The 15,742-nt window shown below is 56.7% G+C and carries 14 protein-coding genes and 3 tRNA genes; 4 read left to right on the top strand and 13 right to left on the bottom strand.

The window, feature by feature from the left end; all coding sequences use genetic code 11:
- Positions 1-101: 101 nt before the first annotated feature.
- From MDG893_RS19320 to dbpA, 5 genes are all read right to left on the bottom strand, one after another.
- Entirely contained in the window at positions 102-1,436 is a 1,335-nt protein-coding gene (locus MDG893_RS19320) for a sodium ion-translocating decarboxylase subunit beta (RefSeq protein WP_007155529.1), read from the bottom strand.
- A 13-nt stretch (positions 1,437-1,449) separates the two neighbouring features.
- On the bottom strand, positions 1,450-3,240 hold the full coding sequence (oadA, locus tag MDG893_RS19325; protein ID WP_007155530.1) for a sodium-extruding oxaloacetate decarboxylase subunit alpha: 1,791 nt from the start codon (positions 3,238-3,240) through the stop codon (positions 1,450-1,452).
- Between the two features lie 42 nt (positions 3,241-3,282).
- Positions 3,283-3,537 carry an OadG family protein gene (locus MDG893_RS19330; protein WP_040474814.1) on the bottom strand — a complete coding sequence of 85 codons (255 nt, stop codon included), beginning with the start codon at positions 3,535-3,537 and terminating at the stop codon, positions 3,283-3,285.
- 224 nt (positions 3,538-3,761) lie between these two features.
- Complete coding sequence (locus MDG893_RS21455; protein ID WP_007155532.1) at positions 3,762-3,989, bottom strand: DbpA RNA binding domain-containing protein; 228 nt, start codon at positions 3,987-3,989, stop codon at positions 3,762-3,764.
- Positions 3,986-5,131 (bottom strand): ATP-dependent RNA helicase DbpA, encoded by a 1,146-nt coding sequence (gene dbpA, locus MDG893_RS19340; RefSeq protein ID WP_007155533.1) that lies wholly within the window; start codon positions 5,129-5,131, stop codon positions 3,986-3,988. The genes MDG893_RS21455 and dbpA overlap by 4 nt, the downstream gene beginning before the upstream one ends.
- Positions 5,132-5,246: 115 nt before the next feature.
- On the opposite strand from dbpA, the gene MDG893_RS19345 reads away from it, so the two are divergent.
- On the top strand, positions 5,247-5,783 hold the full coding sequence (locus MDG893_RS19345; RefSeq protein WP_007155534.1) for a DUF2058 domain-containing protein: 537 nt from the start codon (positions 5,247-5,249) through the stop codon (positions 5,781-5,783).
- Positions 5,784-5,827: 44 nt separating this feature from the next.
- On the opposite strand, the gene MDG893_RS19350 is transcribed toward MDG893_RS19345, so the two are convergent.
- From MDG893_RS19350 to alaS, 6 genes are all read right to left on the bottom strand, one after another.
- Positions 5,828-5,904: transfer RNA gene (locus MDG893_RS19350), tRNA-Arg, on the bottom strand.
- 40 nt (positions 5,905-5,944) lie between these two features.
- Positions 5,945-6,021, bottom strand: a tRNA-Arg gene (locus MDG893_RS19355).
- Positions 6,022-6,072: 51 nt separating this feature from the next.
- Positions 6,073-6,163, bottom strand: a tRNA-Ser gene (locus tag MDG893_RS19360).
- Between the two features lie 150 nt (positions 6,164-6,313).
- Complete coding sequence (gene csrA / locus MDG893_RS19365) at positions 6,314-6,511, bottom strand: carbon storage regulator CsrA (protein ID WP_007155535.1); 198 nt, start codon at positions 6,509-6,511, stop codon at positions 6,314-6,316.
- Positions 6,512-6,695: 184 nt separating this feature from the next.
- On the bottom strand, positions 6,696-7,931 hold the full coding sequence (locus MDG893_RS19370) for an aspartate kinase (protein WP_007155536.1): 1,236 nt from the start codon (positions 7,929-7,931) through the stop codon (positions 6,696-6,698).
- A gap of 106 nt (positions 7,932-8,037) precedes the next feature.
- Complete coding sequence (alaS, locus tag MDG893_RS19375) at positions 8,038-10,668, bottom strand: alanine--tRNA ligase (protein ID WP_007155537.1); 2,631 nt, start codon at positions 10,666-10,668, stop codon at positions 8,038-8,040.
- Between the two features lie 130 nt (positions 10,669-10,798).
- Here alaS and MDG893_RS19380 point away from each other — a divergent pair, with 130 nt between their 5' ends.
- Positions 10,799-11,338 carry an RDD family protein gene (locus tag MDG893_RS19380; protein WP_007155538.1) on the top strand — a complete coding sequence of 180 codons (540 nt, stop codon included), beginning with the start codon at positions 10,799-10,801 and terminating at the stop codon, positions 11,336-11,338.
- Here the strand turns inward: MDG893_RS19380 and lptG are convergent, their stop codons facing one another.
- On the bottom strand, positions 11,339-12,400 hold the full coding sequence (gene lptG / locus MDG893_RS19385; protein ID WP_007155539.1) for an LPS export ABC transporter permease LptG: 1,062 nt from the start codon (positions 12,398-12,400) through the stop codon (positions 11,339-11,341).
- A complete protein-coding gene (gene lptF, locus MDG893_RS19390; protein ID WP_040474815.1) occupies positions 12,393-13,496 on the bottom strand; it encodes an LPS export ABC transporter permease LptF in 1,104 nt (367 codons plus the stop codon). Before lptF ends, lptG begins: the two co-directional genes overlap by 8 nt.
- A 210-nt stretch (positions 13,497-13,706) precedes the next feature.
- Here lptF and MDG893_RS19395 point away from each other — a divergent pair, with 210 nt between their 5' ends.
- Both MDG893_RS19395 and MDG893_RS19400 read left to right on the top strand, forming a co-directional pair.
- A complete protein-coding gene (locus MDG893_RS19395; RefSeq protein WP_007155541.1) occupies positions 13,707-15,200 on the top strand; it encodes a leucyl aminopeptidase in 1,494 nt (497 codons plus the stop codon).
- Complete coding sequence (locus MDG893_RS19400) at positions 15,187-15,660, top strand: DNA polymerase III subunit chi (RefSeq protein ID WP_007155542.1); 474 nt, start codon at positions 15,187-15,189, stop codon at positions 15,658-15,660. The genes MDG893_RS19395 and MDG893_RS19400 overlap by 14 nt, the downstream gene beginning before the upstream one ends.
- The last annotated feature ends 82 nt before the right edge of the window (positions 15,661-15,742 follow it).

Below are 15,742 nucleotides of genomic sequence, written 5' to 3' on the forward strand. Positions count from 1 at the left end.
AGGAGGTTCCACACCCGTTCAAACTCCAAAACTATCAAGCCTGCCAAAACAAGAAAGCCCCGCAAAAGCGGGGCCTCCTTGTAGGTGCTGAAGAGAAACAATCAGCTAAGCAGCTTGATCATCACACCCGCAGCCACCGCAGAGCCGATAACGCCGGCCACGTTCGGCCCCATAGCGTGCATCAGCAGGAAGTTCTGCGGGTTGGCCTCAAGGCCGACCTTGTTGGATACCCTTGCAGCCATCGGCACCGCGGATACACCAGCGGAACCAATCAGCGGGTTAATCTGTTCTTTGGAGAAGCGGTTCATCAGCTTCGCCATCAGAACACCACAAGCAGTACCAACACCGAATGCCACAATACCCAGACCCAGGATACCCAGCGTCTGCGCATCCAGGAACTTATCAGCCATCAGCTTGGAGCCAACGGACAGGCCCAGGAAAATCGTTGTGATATTGATCAGTGCGTTCTGGGCGGTATCGCTCAGGCGCTCGACCACGCCACACTCGCGCATCAGGTTACCAAAGCAGAACATACCCAGAAGCGGCGCAGCATCCGGCAGGAACAGAACCACGGCAATCAGCACCACCAGAGGGAACACGATCTTCTCTTTCTTGCTCACCGGGCGGAGCTGGGACATCTTGATGGCCCGCTCTTTCTGGCTGGTCAGCGCCTTCATGATGGGCGGCTGGATCATCGGCACCATCGCCATATAAGCGTAGGCCGAAACCGCGATCGCACCAAGCAGATGCGGTGCCAGAACACTGGACACATAGATGGAGGTAGGACCATCCGCACCACCGATGATACCGACGGCGGCGGCTTCGAGGATAGTGAAGTCCAGGATACCCAGCCAATCGAGCAATGCGGCACCCAAAACGGTTCCGAAGATACCGAACTGGGCTGCCGCGCCAAGCAGCATGGTCTTGGGGTTAGCCAATAGCGGGCCGAAGTCCGTCATTGCGCCAACACCCATGAAGATCACCAGCGGACCAATGGTGCTGCCGATAACCACCGAGTAGAAGTTATACAGCATGCCATTGCCGTAGCCGAAGTCCTGGGCAATGGCATTTGCCATCGCCATGTCGGAGTAGCTGGCCTCTTTGACCGCAACCTTGAAGGCTTCTTTCAGCTCAGGGGTGATAGCCTGACCGGCCTGATAAGCAACATCCAGCGGCGCAGCCAATGCGGCCAGCACCTGCGTAGCATCACTCTTCAGGGCGAAATGAATCGCGTTCTCCGCCGCAGTCAGGGCCAGCCCTGCCTCCGGAATATTCGCCAGAATACCGCCGAACCCGATGGGTACCAGCAGCAGTGGCTCAAACCCCTTGCGAATCGCAAGGAACAGAAGAAGAAGGCCGATGGCGATCATGATCACCTGGCCAAGTTCCATATTGAACAGGCCACTACCTGTCCAGAGTGTCAGTAATTTATCCATGGAATGCTGGCCCTTATGCGATTGTCAGCATTTCATCATCAGGGGAGACGGCATCACCGACCTTGATGAAGACTTCGCCGATGGTACCGGCTTTCGGTGCCCGAACCTCGGTTTCCATTTTCATGGCTTCGAGAATGATCAGCACATCGCCCTCTTCCACGGCGTCGCCGGGAGATACCAGAACCTTGAAGATATTGCCGCCCAGAGGCGCGACCAATGGCTCACCTTCACCCGCAGCCGGTGCAGGCGCGGAAGAGGAAGCAGCAGGTGCGGATGCAGCACCGCCCTCACCCTGAATCTGGCTGATTTCGCCGCCTTCGGATACCGCAACAACATACTTCTTGCCATTAACATCGACAGTGTAGGTTTCCGGGCCTTCAGCTTTCTTGGCAGGCGCTGCGTCTTCAGCGCTCGGAACCGGCTCAAAGGCATCCGGGTTGTCACGGTTTTCAAGGAACTTAAGGCCAATCTGTGGGAACAGCGCGTAGGTCAGTACGTCGTCCTCAACGTTGTCGGCCAGCTTGATGCCCTTCTCGTCCGCCAGCTTCTTCAGCTCGTCAGTCAGCTTGTCCATTTCCGGCTCAAGCACATCCGCCGGACGACAGGTCATCACTTCCTTGCCATCCAGAACACGCTCCTGCAATTCCTTGTTCATCGGCGCCGGTGCAGCACCGTACTCGCCCTTGAGGATTGCAGAGGTTTCCTTGGAGATGGACTTGTAGCGCTCTCCGGTCAGAACGTTGAGTACCGCTTGGGTGCCCACGATCTGGGAAGTTGGAGTGACCAGCGGGATGAAGCCCAGGTCTTCGCGAACCTTGGGAATTTCGTCCAGAACTTCGTCGAATTTGTCGCTCGCGTTCTGCTCTCGCAGCTGGTTTTCCATGTTGGTCAGCATACCGCCCGGTACCTGAGCAATCAGGATTCGGGAATCGGTGCCACGCAGGCTGCCTTCAAACTTCGCGTACTTCTTACGCACCTGGCGGAAGTAGCTGGCAATTTCCTCAAGCAGGTTCAGGTCCAGGCCGGTATCGCGGTCTGTACCTTCCAGAATGGCGACAATCGCCTCAGTGGGCGAGTGGCCGTAGGTCATGCTCATGGAGGAAATGGCGGTGTCCACGTTGTCGATACCGGCTTCCGCAGCTTTGATGGCTGTAGCGGTAGACATACCGGTGGTGGCGTGGCACTGCATGTGGATAGGGATATCCAGCTCTTTCTTCAGACGGCTGACCAGATCAAAAGCCACGTAAGGCTTGAGGATACCGGCCATGTCCTTGATGGCGATGGAGTCCGCGCCCATGTCGGCCACTTCTTTCGCCATTTCAACCCACATTTCGATGGTGTGCACGGGGCTGGTGGTGTAGGCGATGGTGCCCTGGGCATGCTTGCCAGTCTTACGAACGGCCTTGATGGCACGATCCAGGTTACGCGGGTCGTTCATGGCGTCGAAAATCCGGAACACGTCTACACCGTTCTCGGCGGCACGCTCACAGAAACGATCGACCACATCGTCGGCGTAATGACGGTAACCCAGCAGGTTCTGGCCACGCAGCAGCATTTGCTGTTGGGTGTTAGGCATGGCCTTTTTCAGTTCGCGGATGCGCTCCCAGGGATCTTCGCCCAGGTAACGGATGCAGGAGTCGAAGGTAGCTCCGCCCCAGGATTCCAAAGACCAGAAACCAACCTTGTCGAGTTTCTCGGCAATGGGCAGCATGTCGTCAAGCCGCATGCGGGTGGCAAGCAGGGACTGGTGGGCGTCACGCAGGATAACATCCGTAATCCCCAGCGGTTTCTTTGTGTCAGTCATCGTGTCAGCCTTCTGTTTAAAGGTTCTAATCTATCTGCCAGGTCACTTCTTGTGGCGTGACCGGTATTGTGCAATCGCTTTTTTAATCGCTTCAGCGGTGTCAGGATCAACCGACGATGGCGCCGAAGGCCTTGCACGTTGTGGAGTACGGGCCGGTGCAACGGGTTCGGGCGGGCCAAACCGGTGGACCAGTTTTGACATGAGCAGGGTTGCAAACACCAATATGATCAGGAATACGAAGACAAACCCCATGCCTGCGACCATCAGATCGATGGCTTGTGACATTAGCTCACTCATAACAAATAGCTACCTGTATTGAGTTGTTGATTTTCCCGAGCCCTTGGCCAGACCTCGCCAGGAGCGTGGTTTTTACCAGCCATTCGGACAGTTCGGGGGGCAAAATCCCGCGTAATTTACCGTTTTCCGACTCACTGAGCAACCTAATTGACGGTTTCAATAAGTGGTTTCCGAGCTCTCTGGCCCGTACTGACGGGCCTGGAGTGGGCAAAAATCATTCTCATTCATGCGTAACGCACACGCATTTTCCGGCCTTTTATACGTCCCTGCTCCAACCTTTTCAGAGCCGTGGCGGCTGATGCCTTCTCCACCGCCACAAAACACTGGAAGTCGAAAAGATCGATCTTGCCCACGACCGCACCGGGCAGCCCGGCCTCACCGGTTAGCGCACCAAGCACGTCTCCTGGCCTGACTTTGTCTTTGCGCCCACCCGCTATACACAGGGTTCTCATCGCTGGTTCAGCGGCTGCAGCGCTGTTGTCAGCAGCTTGTCTGTTTCCCCCCAGGTCACGGCCTGCTTACGACCGGATTCCAGCCCGTTAATCTTGTGAGCCTGAGACGGGGTGCAGAAGTGACCGCCAGCCCTTGCTCCCCGGCCCGGCCGGTCGACGATTCGATGAGTATGTACTTCAGGGTCTCTGGCGGGCTCCACATTGACCACCAACGGCAAAGACTTGATATCCAGCCCGCGGGCCGCCACATCGGTCGCCACGAGCACGGAACAGCTCTGATTGCCAAAACGAACCAGAACACTGTCACGATCCCTCTGCTCCAGATCACCGTGCAGTGGCAGTGCCGCAAAACCGAGGCCGTTCAACTCATTGGCTACGTCATCACATTGTTGTTTCGTGGTACAGAAGGCAATGCAGGACGCTGGCTGGTGTAACGATAATAACGCCGCGACGGCCTGGACCTGCTGCCCGGGCGCGATCTCGTAGAATCGCTCAGTAATATCGGATTCAACAGCCTGGCTCTCAATCCGGACGTCGGCCGGTGCATGCTGATATTGCTCGCTCAACTTGCGGATATTGTCGGGCCAGGTCGCCGAGAACATCAGGGTCTGCCTTTTTGCCGGCGCCTGGCTGATGATGTCTTCCACTGCGTCCTGGAAACCCATATCCAGCATCCGGTCCGCCTCATCCAGGATGAGGGTAATGAGCTGATCCAGCTTCAGAGTGCCTTTTCGCAAATGATCCTGAATGCGCCCCGGAGTACCGACCACAATATGAGCGCCATGGCTGAGGGAGCCGATCTGGGGGCCAATAGCCACGCCACCGCACAGCGACAGAATCTTTACGTTGTCCCGGGCCCTTGCCAGCTCACGCAGCGACTTCGCCACCTGGTCCGCCAGTTCACGTGTGGGACAAAGCACCAGCCCCTGTACTGAAAAGCGGCGCGGATTCAGCCTTTCCACCAGGCCAATGCCAAATGCCGCGGTCTTGCCGCTTCCGGTCTGCGCCATGGCGATCAGGTCCTTACCTGCCAAAGCATGAGGTAAGGCGCCGGACTGAATAGGTGTCGGATTCTCAAAACCAAGCCTCGACAGGTTCGCGAGCATTGGCTCAGAAAGGCCCAACTGACTGAATGACGGCATAAAGGAAATTCCCGGGGGCAAATGGATAAATCAAGGATGGGTTCGACCAGCAGCGCTGCAGGCGTATACTTGGGGACAAGTTTACCAGAAATAGCAGACACTCACGGAGCCGTTCATGCCATCACTACAGGATCAGTTGTTGAAAGCTGGCCTGGCCGACGAGAAAAAGGCCAAAGCCATTCGCAACGAGAAGCATAAAAAGCGAAAACAACAGCCCAAGGGAGCCGTTGAAGTCAATGAAGCAGAAGTTCGTGCCCGCCAGGCACGGGAAGAGAAGGCAGAACGGGATCGGCAGTTGAACCTTGAGCGTCAGAAGCAGGCTGAAAAAAAGGCCATCCAGGCCCAGATCCGGCAGCTGGTAGAGACCAACCGTCTCGATCGCTCGCGGGGTGAGACCTCCTATCAGTTTGTCCACGATAAGAAAATAAAGAAAATGTACGTGGACGACACCATGGTTGATCAACTCTCCCGGGGACGACTGGCCATCGTGTTCGTGAACGATGCCTACGAGATTGTTGCCGAAGGGGTGGCACGAAAGATCATGGAGCGGGACGAAAGCGCCGTTGTAGTACTACATGATCGCAAGAGTGATGATCAGGGGGATGATGACCCTTATGCGGGTTACGAAATTCCAGATGATTTGATGTGGTAACGCAACAAAAAACCCCGCTCGAGGGCGGGGTTCTTTGTTTGATATGGCGCGGCTGGGAGGATTCGAACCTCCGACCGCCTGGTTCGTAGCCAGGTACTCTATCCAGCTGAGCTACAGCCGCTAAAAACAGTGCCTGCTGAGAATGGGAAACTTTGTATAAGTGGCGCGGCTGGGAGGATTCGAACCTCCGACCGCCTGGTTCGTAGCCAGGTACTCTATCCAGCTGAGCTACAGCCGCGCATTCATACTTCCAGATTCAGCAATGTTCTCTTTCTTCTCCGAAAAGAAATGGCGGAGAGGGAGGGATTCGAACCCTCGATACGCGCAATGCGTATGGCTCCTTAGCAGGGAGCTGGTTTCAGCCACTCACCCACCTCTCCTTGAGAACGGGGCGTATACTACCATAATATTTCTGTTTTCATAGGGTTGACACGAGTTTTTTCAAACCGCGCTCCCAAAGGCCCAGAAAAGCCGTTCGTGAGACACAAAAAAGCCGTTCGGGTTTCCCTCGAACGGCTTTTTTGTCACTCTCAGCTGTTGCCGGGCTCCGGCTCTTCAGAACCTTTCTCGCTCTGAATCCGCTGATAGATTTCTTCGCGGTGAACCGCCACTTCTTTGGGGGCGTTTACACCAATGCGAACCTGGTTCCCCTTCACCCCAAGGACGGTTACGGTGATCTCATCACCGACCATCAGGGTTTCGCCAACACGGCGGGTCAATATCAACATGTCCTTTACTCCCTTATCCAGAGCTACCTGTTCCGACAAATGTATACTGCTTACTTTTATAGTGGGATCACTTGCCAATCAAAAGCCGCACAATCACTTATACGTACTTATGAAAGCAAAAGCCTGCAAATGATGCCCTTTTTCGGAAAACCAATGCGGACCGGCTTTTTATGTCCGCGTACTTTCAGGCTTCCTCTACCCCGGGCTTGTCCAGTTCGAACGCACTATGCAGTGCCCGAACGGCCAGCTCAAGATATTTTTCGTCAATCACCACGGAGATTTTAATCTCAGACGTGGAAATCATCAGGATATTGATCCCTTCATTAGACAGCGCTGCAAACATTTTAGTTGCAACACCGGCATGAGACCGCATACCCACGCCCACAATACTGACCTTCGCAATCTTGCTGTCGCCGCTAACTTCACGGGCACCCAGTTCATCCGACACCCGCTGCAGAATGGCCTGGCCGCGCTTGAAGTCGTTGCGATGCACGGTGAAGGTGAAATCCGTGCGGTTATCCGCACCCACGTTCTGAACGATCATATCGACTTCAATGTTGGCATCACTGATCGGCTGAAGTATGCGCAGAGCACTGCCTGGCGTATCCGGCACACCGGCGATCGTCAGTTTGGCTTCATCACGGTTAAAAGCTATGCCGGAGACAACCGGTTGTTCCATGGCGTTTTCATCCTCAAGTGTAATCAGGGTACCTTCGCCTTCCTCAAAGCTGGAGAGCACCCTTAAAGGAACATTGTATTTGCCCGCAAACTCCACCGAGCGAATCTGAAGAATCTTGGAGCCCAGGCTGGCCATCTCAATCATTTCTTCAAAAGTAATTCGCTCCAGCCGGCGCGCGCTGTCCACTACCCGTGGGTCAGTGGTATAGACACCGTCTACATCAGTGTAGATCTGACACTCGTCAGCCTTCAATGCCGCCGCAAGAGCAACAGCAGTAGTATCGGACCCGCCACGACCAAGCGTGGTGATGCTGCCGTTCTCGTCAATGCCCTGGAAACCAGCAACCACAACCACACGACCGGCGTTGAGGTCTTCCCTCATGCGCTGCTCGTCAATCTGCTTGATGCGTGCCTTGGTATGGCTACTATCGGTCAGAATCCGAACCTGGGCACCAGTATAGGAGCGCGCATCGCAGCCGCGCTTTTGCAGCGCCATCGACAGCAGGGCAATGGTCACCTGCTCCCCGGTGGAAACCAGCACGTCCATTTCGCGGGGAGTAGGTTCTTCCATGATGTTGTTGGCCAGACCAATAAGGCGGTTGGTTTCCCCACTCATGGCAGATACCACAACCACCACGTCATGACCTTCCTTGCGAAAGCGGCATACCTTTTCTGCAACCGCTTCAATCCGTTCTGTGGTGCCCACCGAAGTGCCACCGAATTTTTGAACCAAGAGCGCCATTTCTTTCCCGATACCATGCGTGGACAGACAGCGGGGCAGCGCCCCACCTCAGAAGACGACCAAATGGGCGAGATTATATACACCTGCCCATTTTCGATACAGTTATCTATGCAATATTTTTCTCAACCCAAGCAGGGACACCTGCCAGAGCATCCGCCAACTTGGAGGGGTCATTACCGCCGCCCTGGGCCATATCCGGACGACCACCGCCCTTGCCATCAACCTGAGCCGCCAGATGCTTCATCAGGTCTCCAGCCTTGACCCTGCCAGTCGCCGACTTGGTCACACCGGCCACCAGTGTCACTTTGCCGTCTTCAACGCTGGCCAGCACCACAACGCCCTCGCCCAGCTTATTCTTGAGTTGGTCGGCGGTTTCCATAAGCGCTTTTCGATCCGCGCCCTCCATTTCAGAGGCCACCACTTTAAGGCCAGCCACGTCCACGGCAGAACTGGCCAGATCGGTACCAGCAGAGCTCGCCAGCTTCGCCTGGAGAGCATTAATGTCTTTCTCCAGCTGTCGATTGCGATCCAGCGCCTGCTGAACTTTCTCGACCAGGGACTCACGCGAACCTTTGACCAGCTTCGCAGCTTCCCGCAGGGTTTGCTCGGTTTCCTCAACCCATTCCAGAGCGCCAAATCCAGTGACGGCTTCGATACGGCGAACGCCCGATGAAATACCGCTCTCCGATGTAATACGGAACAGCCCGATGTCGCCGGTACGCGCCACATGGGTGCCACCGCAAAGTTCCACGGAGTATGCGTCGGAGCCCATGCTCAGGACTCGGACGGTATCGCCATACTTTTCACCGAACAGCGCCATGGCACCTTTGGCCTGGGCCTGCTCCATATCGGTGATTTCGGTCTCAACCGGGGTGTTATCCAGTATCTGCTCATTGACCTGACGCTCGATTTCCCGCAACTGTTCCGGTGTTACCGCCTCAAAGTGAGAGAAGTCGAATCGCAGCTTGTCGGGATCCACCAGCGAGCCTTTCTGTGTAACGTGCTCGCCCAGCACGTTACGGAGCGCGGCATGCATCAGGTGGGTTGCGGAGTGGTTTTTCTTGGTCCGCTCACGACGGGCATGGTCGATACGGGCATCCACTTCCAGACCCGGGAACAATTCGCCTTCAATCACGGTACCGATATGCAGGTGATTGCTGCCCTCTTTCTGGGTGTCGGTCACCTTAAATCGGCCACCGCTCCAGGTCAGCAGGCCGGTATCGCCCACCTGACCGCCAGACTCTGCGTAGAACGGCGTGCGCTCCAGCACCAGAATCGCTTCATCGCCGGCTTGGGCCGCTTTCTCTTCACCACCCACGATCACGGTGCGAATGGTTTCGTGACCGTCGATGTGTTCGTAACCGGTAAACTCGGTAGAACCTTCGATGTTCAAACCGGCTGCGTTGTAATCCATCCCGAACTTGCTGGCCGCGCGGGCGCGCTCGCGTTGGCGCTCCATGGCTTTCTCGTAGCCGTCATAGTCCAGGGTCAGGCCGCGCTCACGCGCAATATCGTTGGTCAGGTCAACCGGAAAGCCGTAGGTGTCGTAAAGGGTGAAAATGGTGTCGCCTGGAATCTCGGAACTCTCGAGCGCTGCGATGTCCTGCTCCAGCAGGCGCAGGCCTTTATCCAGCGTCTTGGCAAACTGCTCTTCTTCCTGCAGCAGCACTTTTTCAATCTGCTTGCGGCTGCTGACCAGTTGCGGGAAGGCGTCTCCCATCAGCTCAACCAATGCGCCAGTGAGCTTGTGGAAGAAAGGCTGCGTAGCACCCAGTTTATTGCCATGGCGCGCAGCCCTGCGGATGATACGGCGCAGCACGAAACCACGCCCTTCGTTGGACGGCATCACACCGTCGGAAATCAGGAAGGCGCAGGAGCGGATGTGATCCGCCACCACGCGCAGCGACGCTTCTGTGGTTTCAACGCCGCCCAGGATGTCGGAGGCTGCGTTAAGCAGGTCCTGCATCAGATCAATTTCATAGTTGCTGTGAACGCCCTGCAGCACCGCCGTGATGCGCTCCAGGCCCATACCGGTATCCACCGAAGGCTTCGGCAGGGGCAGCATCTCACCGTCTGCCTGGCGATTGTACTGCATGAACACCACGTTCCAGATTTCGATGTAGCGGTCACCATCTTCTTCCGGGCTACCGGGAGGACCACCAGCCACATCCGGGCCGTGGTCGTAAAAGATTTCGGTACAGGGGCCACAGGGACCGGTATCGCCCATCTGCCAGAAGTTGTCAGATGCGTATGGGGCGCCCTTGTTGTCGCCAATCCGCACGATTCGATCCGCCGGAACACCAACTTCCTGATTCCAGATATCAAAGGCTTCGTCGTCGGACGCGTAAACGGTGACCCACAGCTTTTCCTTTGGCAGCTTCAGCCAGTCGTCGCCGGTCAGGAAGGTCCAGGCAAAATTGATGGCTTCACGCTTGAAGTAGTCGCCAAAGCTGAAGTTACCCAACATTTCGAAAAAGGTATGGTGGCGCGCCGTATAGCCTACGTTCTCGAGGTCATTGTGTTTACCGCCCGCCCGTACGCACTTCTGTGTTGTGGTTGCCCGACTGTAATCGCGTTTTTCCCGGCCCAGGAATACATCCTTGAACTGGTTCATTCCCGCGTTGGTAAACAACAGGGTTGGGTCGTCCGCCGGCACCAGTGAACTGCTCGGCACAATGGTATGGCCCTGCTGTTTGAAGTAATCGAGAAACGCCTGTCGCAACTCTGCGGTTTTCATAGCCCTTTGATACCCTTCTATAAACCCGTGCGGGTCCACGTTTAAAGACACATACTTACATGCGCTTGCAAATCCGCTACTCTAGCACACGCCGAGAACAGGAAAAACGTGAAACATCACAGGAGAAGCCATGCCCCGCCGCTTTCATACCGCTGAGGAACTCCTTCCTCCCGCTGCATTCATCAAGCGACTGATGGCGGTGATTTACGATTCGTTGATCAGCATAGCGGTGCTACTGGTAACTACCTGGATGTATACCCTTGTGGAGGGCTGGGTCACCGGATGGGATCAATATGAAGCGATGGCCGAAGCGGGCACTCTGAAAGCAGACCCACTGCTCACATTTGTGCTGTTCCTGGCACTGTACCTGTTCTTTGGTTACTTCTGGACCAAAAACGGCCAGACACTCGGCATGCAGGTGTGGCGTATTCGCATTGAGAACCTGGACGGCACCTCCGTGTCCTGGACACAGGCCCTGAAGCGATATGTGGCCGCGGCGGCCATTCTGTTCGTCGCGCTACTGGGCGCCTACTACCTGAACGCAGCGACTCTCTTCGTGACTATCCCGGCGATCCTGGCACTGTTCTACCCGATCAACGGGTTGTCGCTGACCGATCGTGCTTCCGGCAGTATCGTTGCCACGATCCCCAAAGAGACCAAAAAGAAGTAGCTAACCGGCCCTCTTCATCAATACCGCGCCAACAACCGCATTAATCGCGATTGGCAGAATGATTGCCAACACCGGATTGAAGCCAAACACCAGGCTCATGGGGCCCAGCAGATCCTGCATGTACTTGAACAACAGCCCCACAATCAGGCCCGTGAAAACCCGAAACCCCATGGTAACGGACCGGAGCGGGCCGAAAACGAAAGAAATGGCAACCAATACCATGACCGCTGTACCCAGCGGCATCAGCACCTTCTTCCAGAATGCCAGCCAGTAGTTCGCGGCATTCAGACCCTGCTCCCCGAGATAGCTTGCGTAGGTATAAAGGCCGGAGATTGCAAGATCTTCCGGTTTTACAATCAACACACTGAGAACGCTGGGTGACAGACCGGTTTCCCAGCGCAGGGCCCGGTGCGTCTCCTGGGTGGTTTTTTCATCGCTCAGCCTGGTGGTGGCCACATTTTCCAGCAGCCAGTGATCGCCCTGATAGATCCCTCTTTCTGCGAAACTGGCGGACACCAGCCAGCGCTCATCATCAAATCGGAACAGCGACACCCCGTGCAAGACACCGTTGGGCTGAACCGCATTCAGGTGCATGAACACGTCCCCTTCCCGATGCCAGATACCCGAGGCAGAAGCAATGCTCTCACCCGCGCCCTGTGCCACAGTCTTCTGACTCTGGGCCATCCGCTCAGCCGGTGGCGCGACGTACTCGCCAATCAACACACCAAGGACCACCACCACCAGGGTCGGCTTCATGGCGGACCAGACAATCCGCTTGAGAGAAACGCCCGCAGCCCGGATAACCGTGAGCTCCGACGAACTCGCCATGGTGCCGAGACCAACCAGACATCCCATAAAGGCGCCAAGCGGGAGATAGTCATAGATGCGGCGCGGCAATGTCATGACTACATAGAGCAATGCCTGGAGCGTCTGGTAGTCGTTTTCCGCGTCATCCAGTTCGGCAATAAAAGCAAAGATAAGGTCCAGGGACAGCACCACAAGCATCACCAGGAACATGGCGCCACCCACTGTGCTCATCACATAGCGATCAATCTTACGCATGTTGCCGCGCCTCCCTCAGCAGACGCCGGCGGTAGAGCCAGGCAGGCCCGAACTGCAGCCACAACCCCAGGACCAGGAACAGGCCGTGTACCCATAACAGCCCGATCCACTCGGGCACCTTGCCACCTTCGAGGGCATCACGGGCCACGATGAGCAGGCCAAGGTAAGTGATATAGACCAGCATGGCCGGCAACAAGTGGAAAAACCGACCCTGCCGGGGATTCACCCGGCTCAGGCGCACGGCCAGAAGGGTGACAATCGGCACGATGAGCGGCAGGGTGAATCGCCAGTGCAGCATGGCGCGGTGCTCCGGATCATCCGACGCCATCAAGGCGGAGGTCGCAAGCCCTTCCTCGAGCTCTTTCTCGCCCGCACTGCCACTGCGGATCTTAAGCCCGTAGGCTTCGAACCCGGTAACGTCGTACGCCAATTGCCCCGGCAATCCCTCAAAACGGGCACCATCTTCGAGCACCAGGAATCGACTGCCGGTTTCCTCATCAATAAACTGGGAACCTTCCCGGGCGGTAATGATGGTAAGGCCCTTGCCGTCCTCACTGTGCTCGGCAATAAACACACCCTCGAGCCGGCGCTTGTCTTCACTCAGCGCTTCCGTGTAAGTCACACGTTCGCCAGAGGACAAAGACTGGAAGCGGCCCGGCGCCAGCATCTCGAATTCCGTCGCCTGGCGTTGCTCGTTGAATATCCCCTCGACCTTCTTCATGCCCCAGGGAGACACATAGAGGCTCATGGCGCCCACGACTAACATCACCGGAATACTGCCAAGAAGTGTTTTCATCAGCAGCTGCTTGTCGCTCACACCGCAGGCAAACAGCACCGTCATTTCACTTTCCAGGTACATGCGCCCGTACGCCAGCAGGATGCCGATGAAAAAACCAAGCGGCAGGATCAGCTCCAGGAAGCCTGGAAAACGGTAGGCCATAATCTGGAACAACACGTCGCCGGCCAGCTCCCCGGCAGCAGCGTCAGCCAGATACTTGATAAACCGCCCGCTCATGAACACCAGCAGAAGAATGCCGGATACGGCAAGCATGCTGATGATCACCTGGCGGGTAAGATATCGAAAAACGATGCTCAAATCGGTCTCTCAGAGCCGGATGCGACCGGAGTCGATGGAAATCGGGATTCGCCGTATTCTAAGTAACCTTGGTGCCGAATGACAGAGCACAGGCGTTAACAACCTGTCAGCGCTTGATAATTTACCCCCAAACCCCAATGCTATAGGCATTCGGACATTCAAGCCCGAGGCCGGGCCTGTCCTCCATCAGAATAACCAACGGGAGTTGCTATGAATTTTACTCTGAGCAGTAAGCCCATTTCGGATACCAAAGCGGATTGCCTGGTTGTCGCCCTGCCGGAAAAAGGTGACTGGCCTGACTCCACTGCACAAGCGAACGAGGCCCTGGGCGGACTGATCAAGACCCTGCAGAAGAACGGGGATGCTACCGGTAAAAATGCAACCACCCTGCTCGTTCCACTCGAAGGCCAGCCTTGGGCTCGCCTGCTGATCGTTGGCACCGGCGCCGACAACGACCGCTCCCCCGCCAACTACCGCAAATCGCTGATCGCCATGGCCAGCCAGATCAAGGATGGCCCGTCCAAACACGTACTGGTCGGCCTGGGCGACACCCTCGTTACCGGTGACGATGCCACCAGTTCGGAAACGGCACGCCTTAACCTGATTGGCCGCACCCTGGAAGAGCAGTTCTACCGATTCAGCGAATTCAAGAGCGAGAAACCGTCGGAACGCAAACTGACGAAAGTAACTGTTGCCGCCTCGTCTGCAGGCAAGGCCCTGAAGGATGCCTTCAATCTGGGTCTGGCTACGGGCCGCGGCATGAACTTCACCCGCGACTTGGGCAACACCCCCCCCAACATCTGCCACCCCACCTGGCTAGCCGAACAGGCTGAACAGCTGGCCAAGGACAATGACGTCATCAAGACCGACGTACTCGACGAAAAACAGATGAAGAAGTTGGGCATGCACAGCCTGCTGTCCGTGTCTGCCGGCAGCGCCCAACCCGCCAAACTGATCGTGATGGAATACCGTGGCGGCAAGGCGAAAGACAAGCCTTACGTCCTTGTGGGCAAGGGCATTACCTTTGATACCGGCGGCATCAGCCTCAAGCCCGGCGAGGGCATGGATGAAATGAAGTACGACATGGGTGGCGCAGCCGCCGTGTTCGGAGCCATGAAAACCATCGCCGAGACCAAACCGAAGATCAACGTGGTTGCCGTGATCGCCGCCGCCGAGAACATGCCCAGCGGCACTGCGACACGCCCGGGTGATATCGTCACCTCCATGTCTGGCCAAACCATCGAAATCCTCAACACCGACGCCGAAGGCCGTCTCGTACTGTGCGACGCCCTCACCTACGTCAAGAAATTTGACCCGGAAGTGGTCGTCGACATGGCCACACTCACCGGGGCCTGCATCATTGCCCTGGGTAGCCATGCTACTGGCCTGCTTAGCAACAACGACAACTTGGCCAACGAGTTGCTTGCTGCCGGCGAACGAGCAGGTGACCGCGCCTGGCGCTTGCCCCTTTGGGACGAGTACCAAAGCCAGCTGGACAGCAACTTTGCCGACATGCAAAACATCGGTGGTCGCCCGGCCGGCACCATCACGGCTGCCTGCTTCCTGTCCCGGTTCACCAAGGACTACCCCTGGGCCCACCTGGACATTGCCGGCACTGCCTGGCTCTCCGGCAAAGCCAAAGGGTCAACCGGCCGCCCGGTACCCATGCTGGTCGACTACCTGATGTCTCATGCAGGAAAGTAATCCGGGCTCACAGGATGAACGGAACCAGTCCTACTGGTTCCACATCCTCGCCCAGAACACCCCTGCCGCCCGCAATCTCCATACCGCCAAGCTGGTGGACAAAGCACGCCAGCAGAGAGACCGCGTGGGCGTCGTTTGCGACACCATGCAACAGGCTCAGGAACTGGACGACCTGCTCTGGAACTTCAGCCCCGACGCCTTTATCCCCCACAGCATCGTGCCCGACTCCGCCACGACCTGTACCGATCCCGTTGGGATACTGCTTTGCCAGCCAGTGGCGGAAGATTGGGACACCGTGATCATCCTCTCGGCCACCCTGCCGGCGGATGCGGACCGGTTTAAGCGGTTAGCTCTGGTGGCCCACAACGACGAGGCCGTTCTTGGTCAGGCGCGGTCGCATTTCAAGCAGTTGCGGGCGCTGGGAATTGAGCCTCGGGTGCATGACCAGAGGAAACGGTGAGACGTAAAACAGACTCACAATCAAACCCAGGCAAAACCATCGAACACAGTCGAGACAACTCGGACTCCATAAGGGTATGGGG

Origin of the sequence: Marinobacter algicola DG893 (assembly GCF_000170835.1) — a bacterium.
In the GTDB taxonomy this organism is placed as follows: Bacteria; Pseudomonadota; Gammaproteobacteria; order Pseudomonadales; family Oleiphilaceae; genus Marinobacter; species Marinobacter algicola.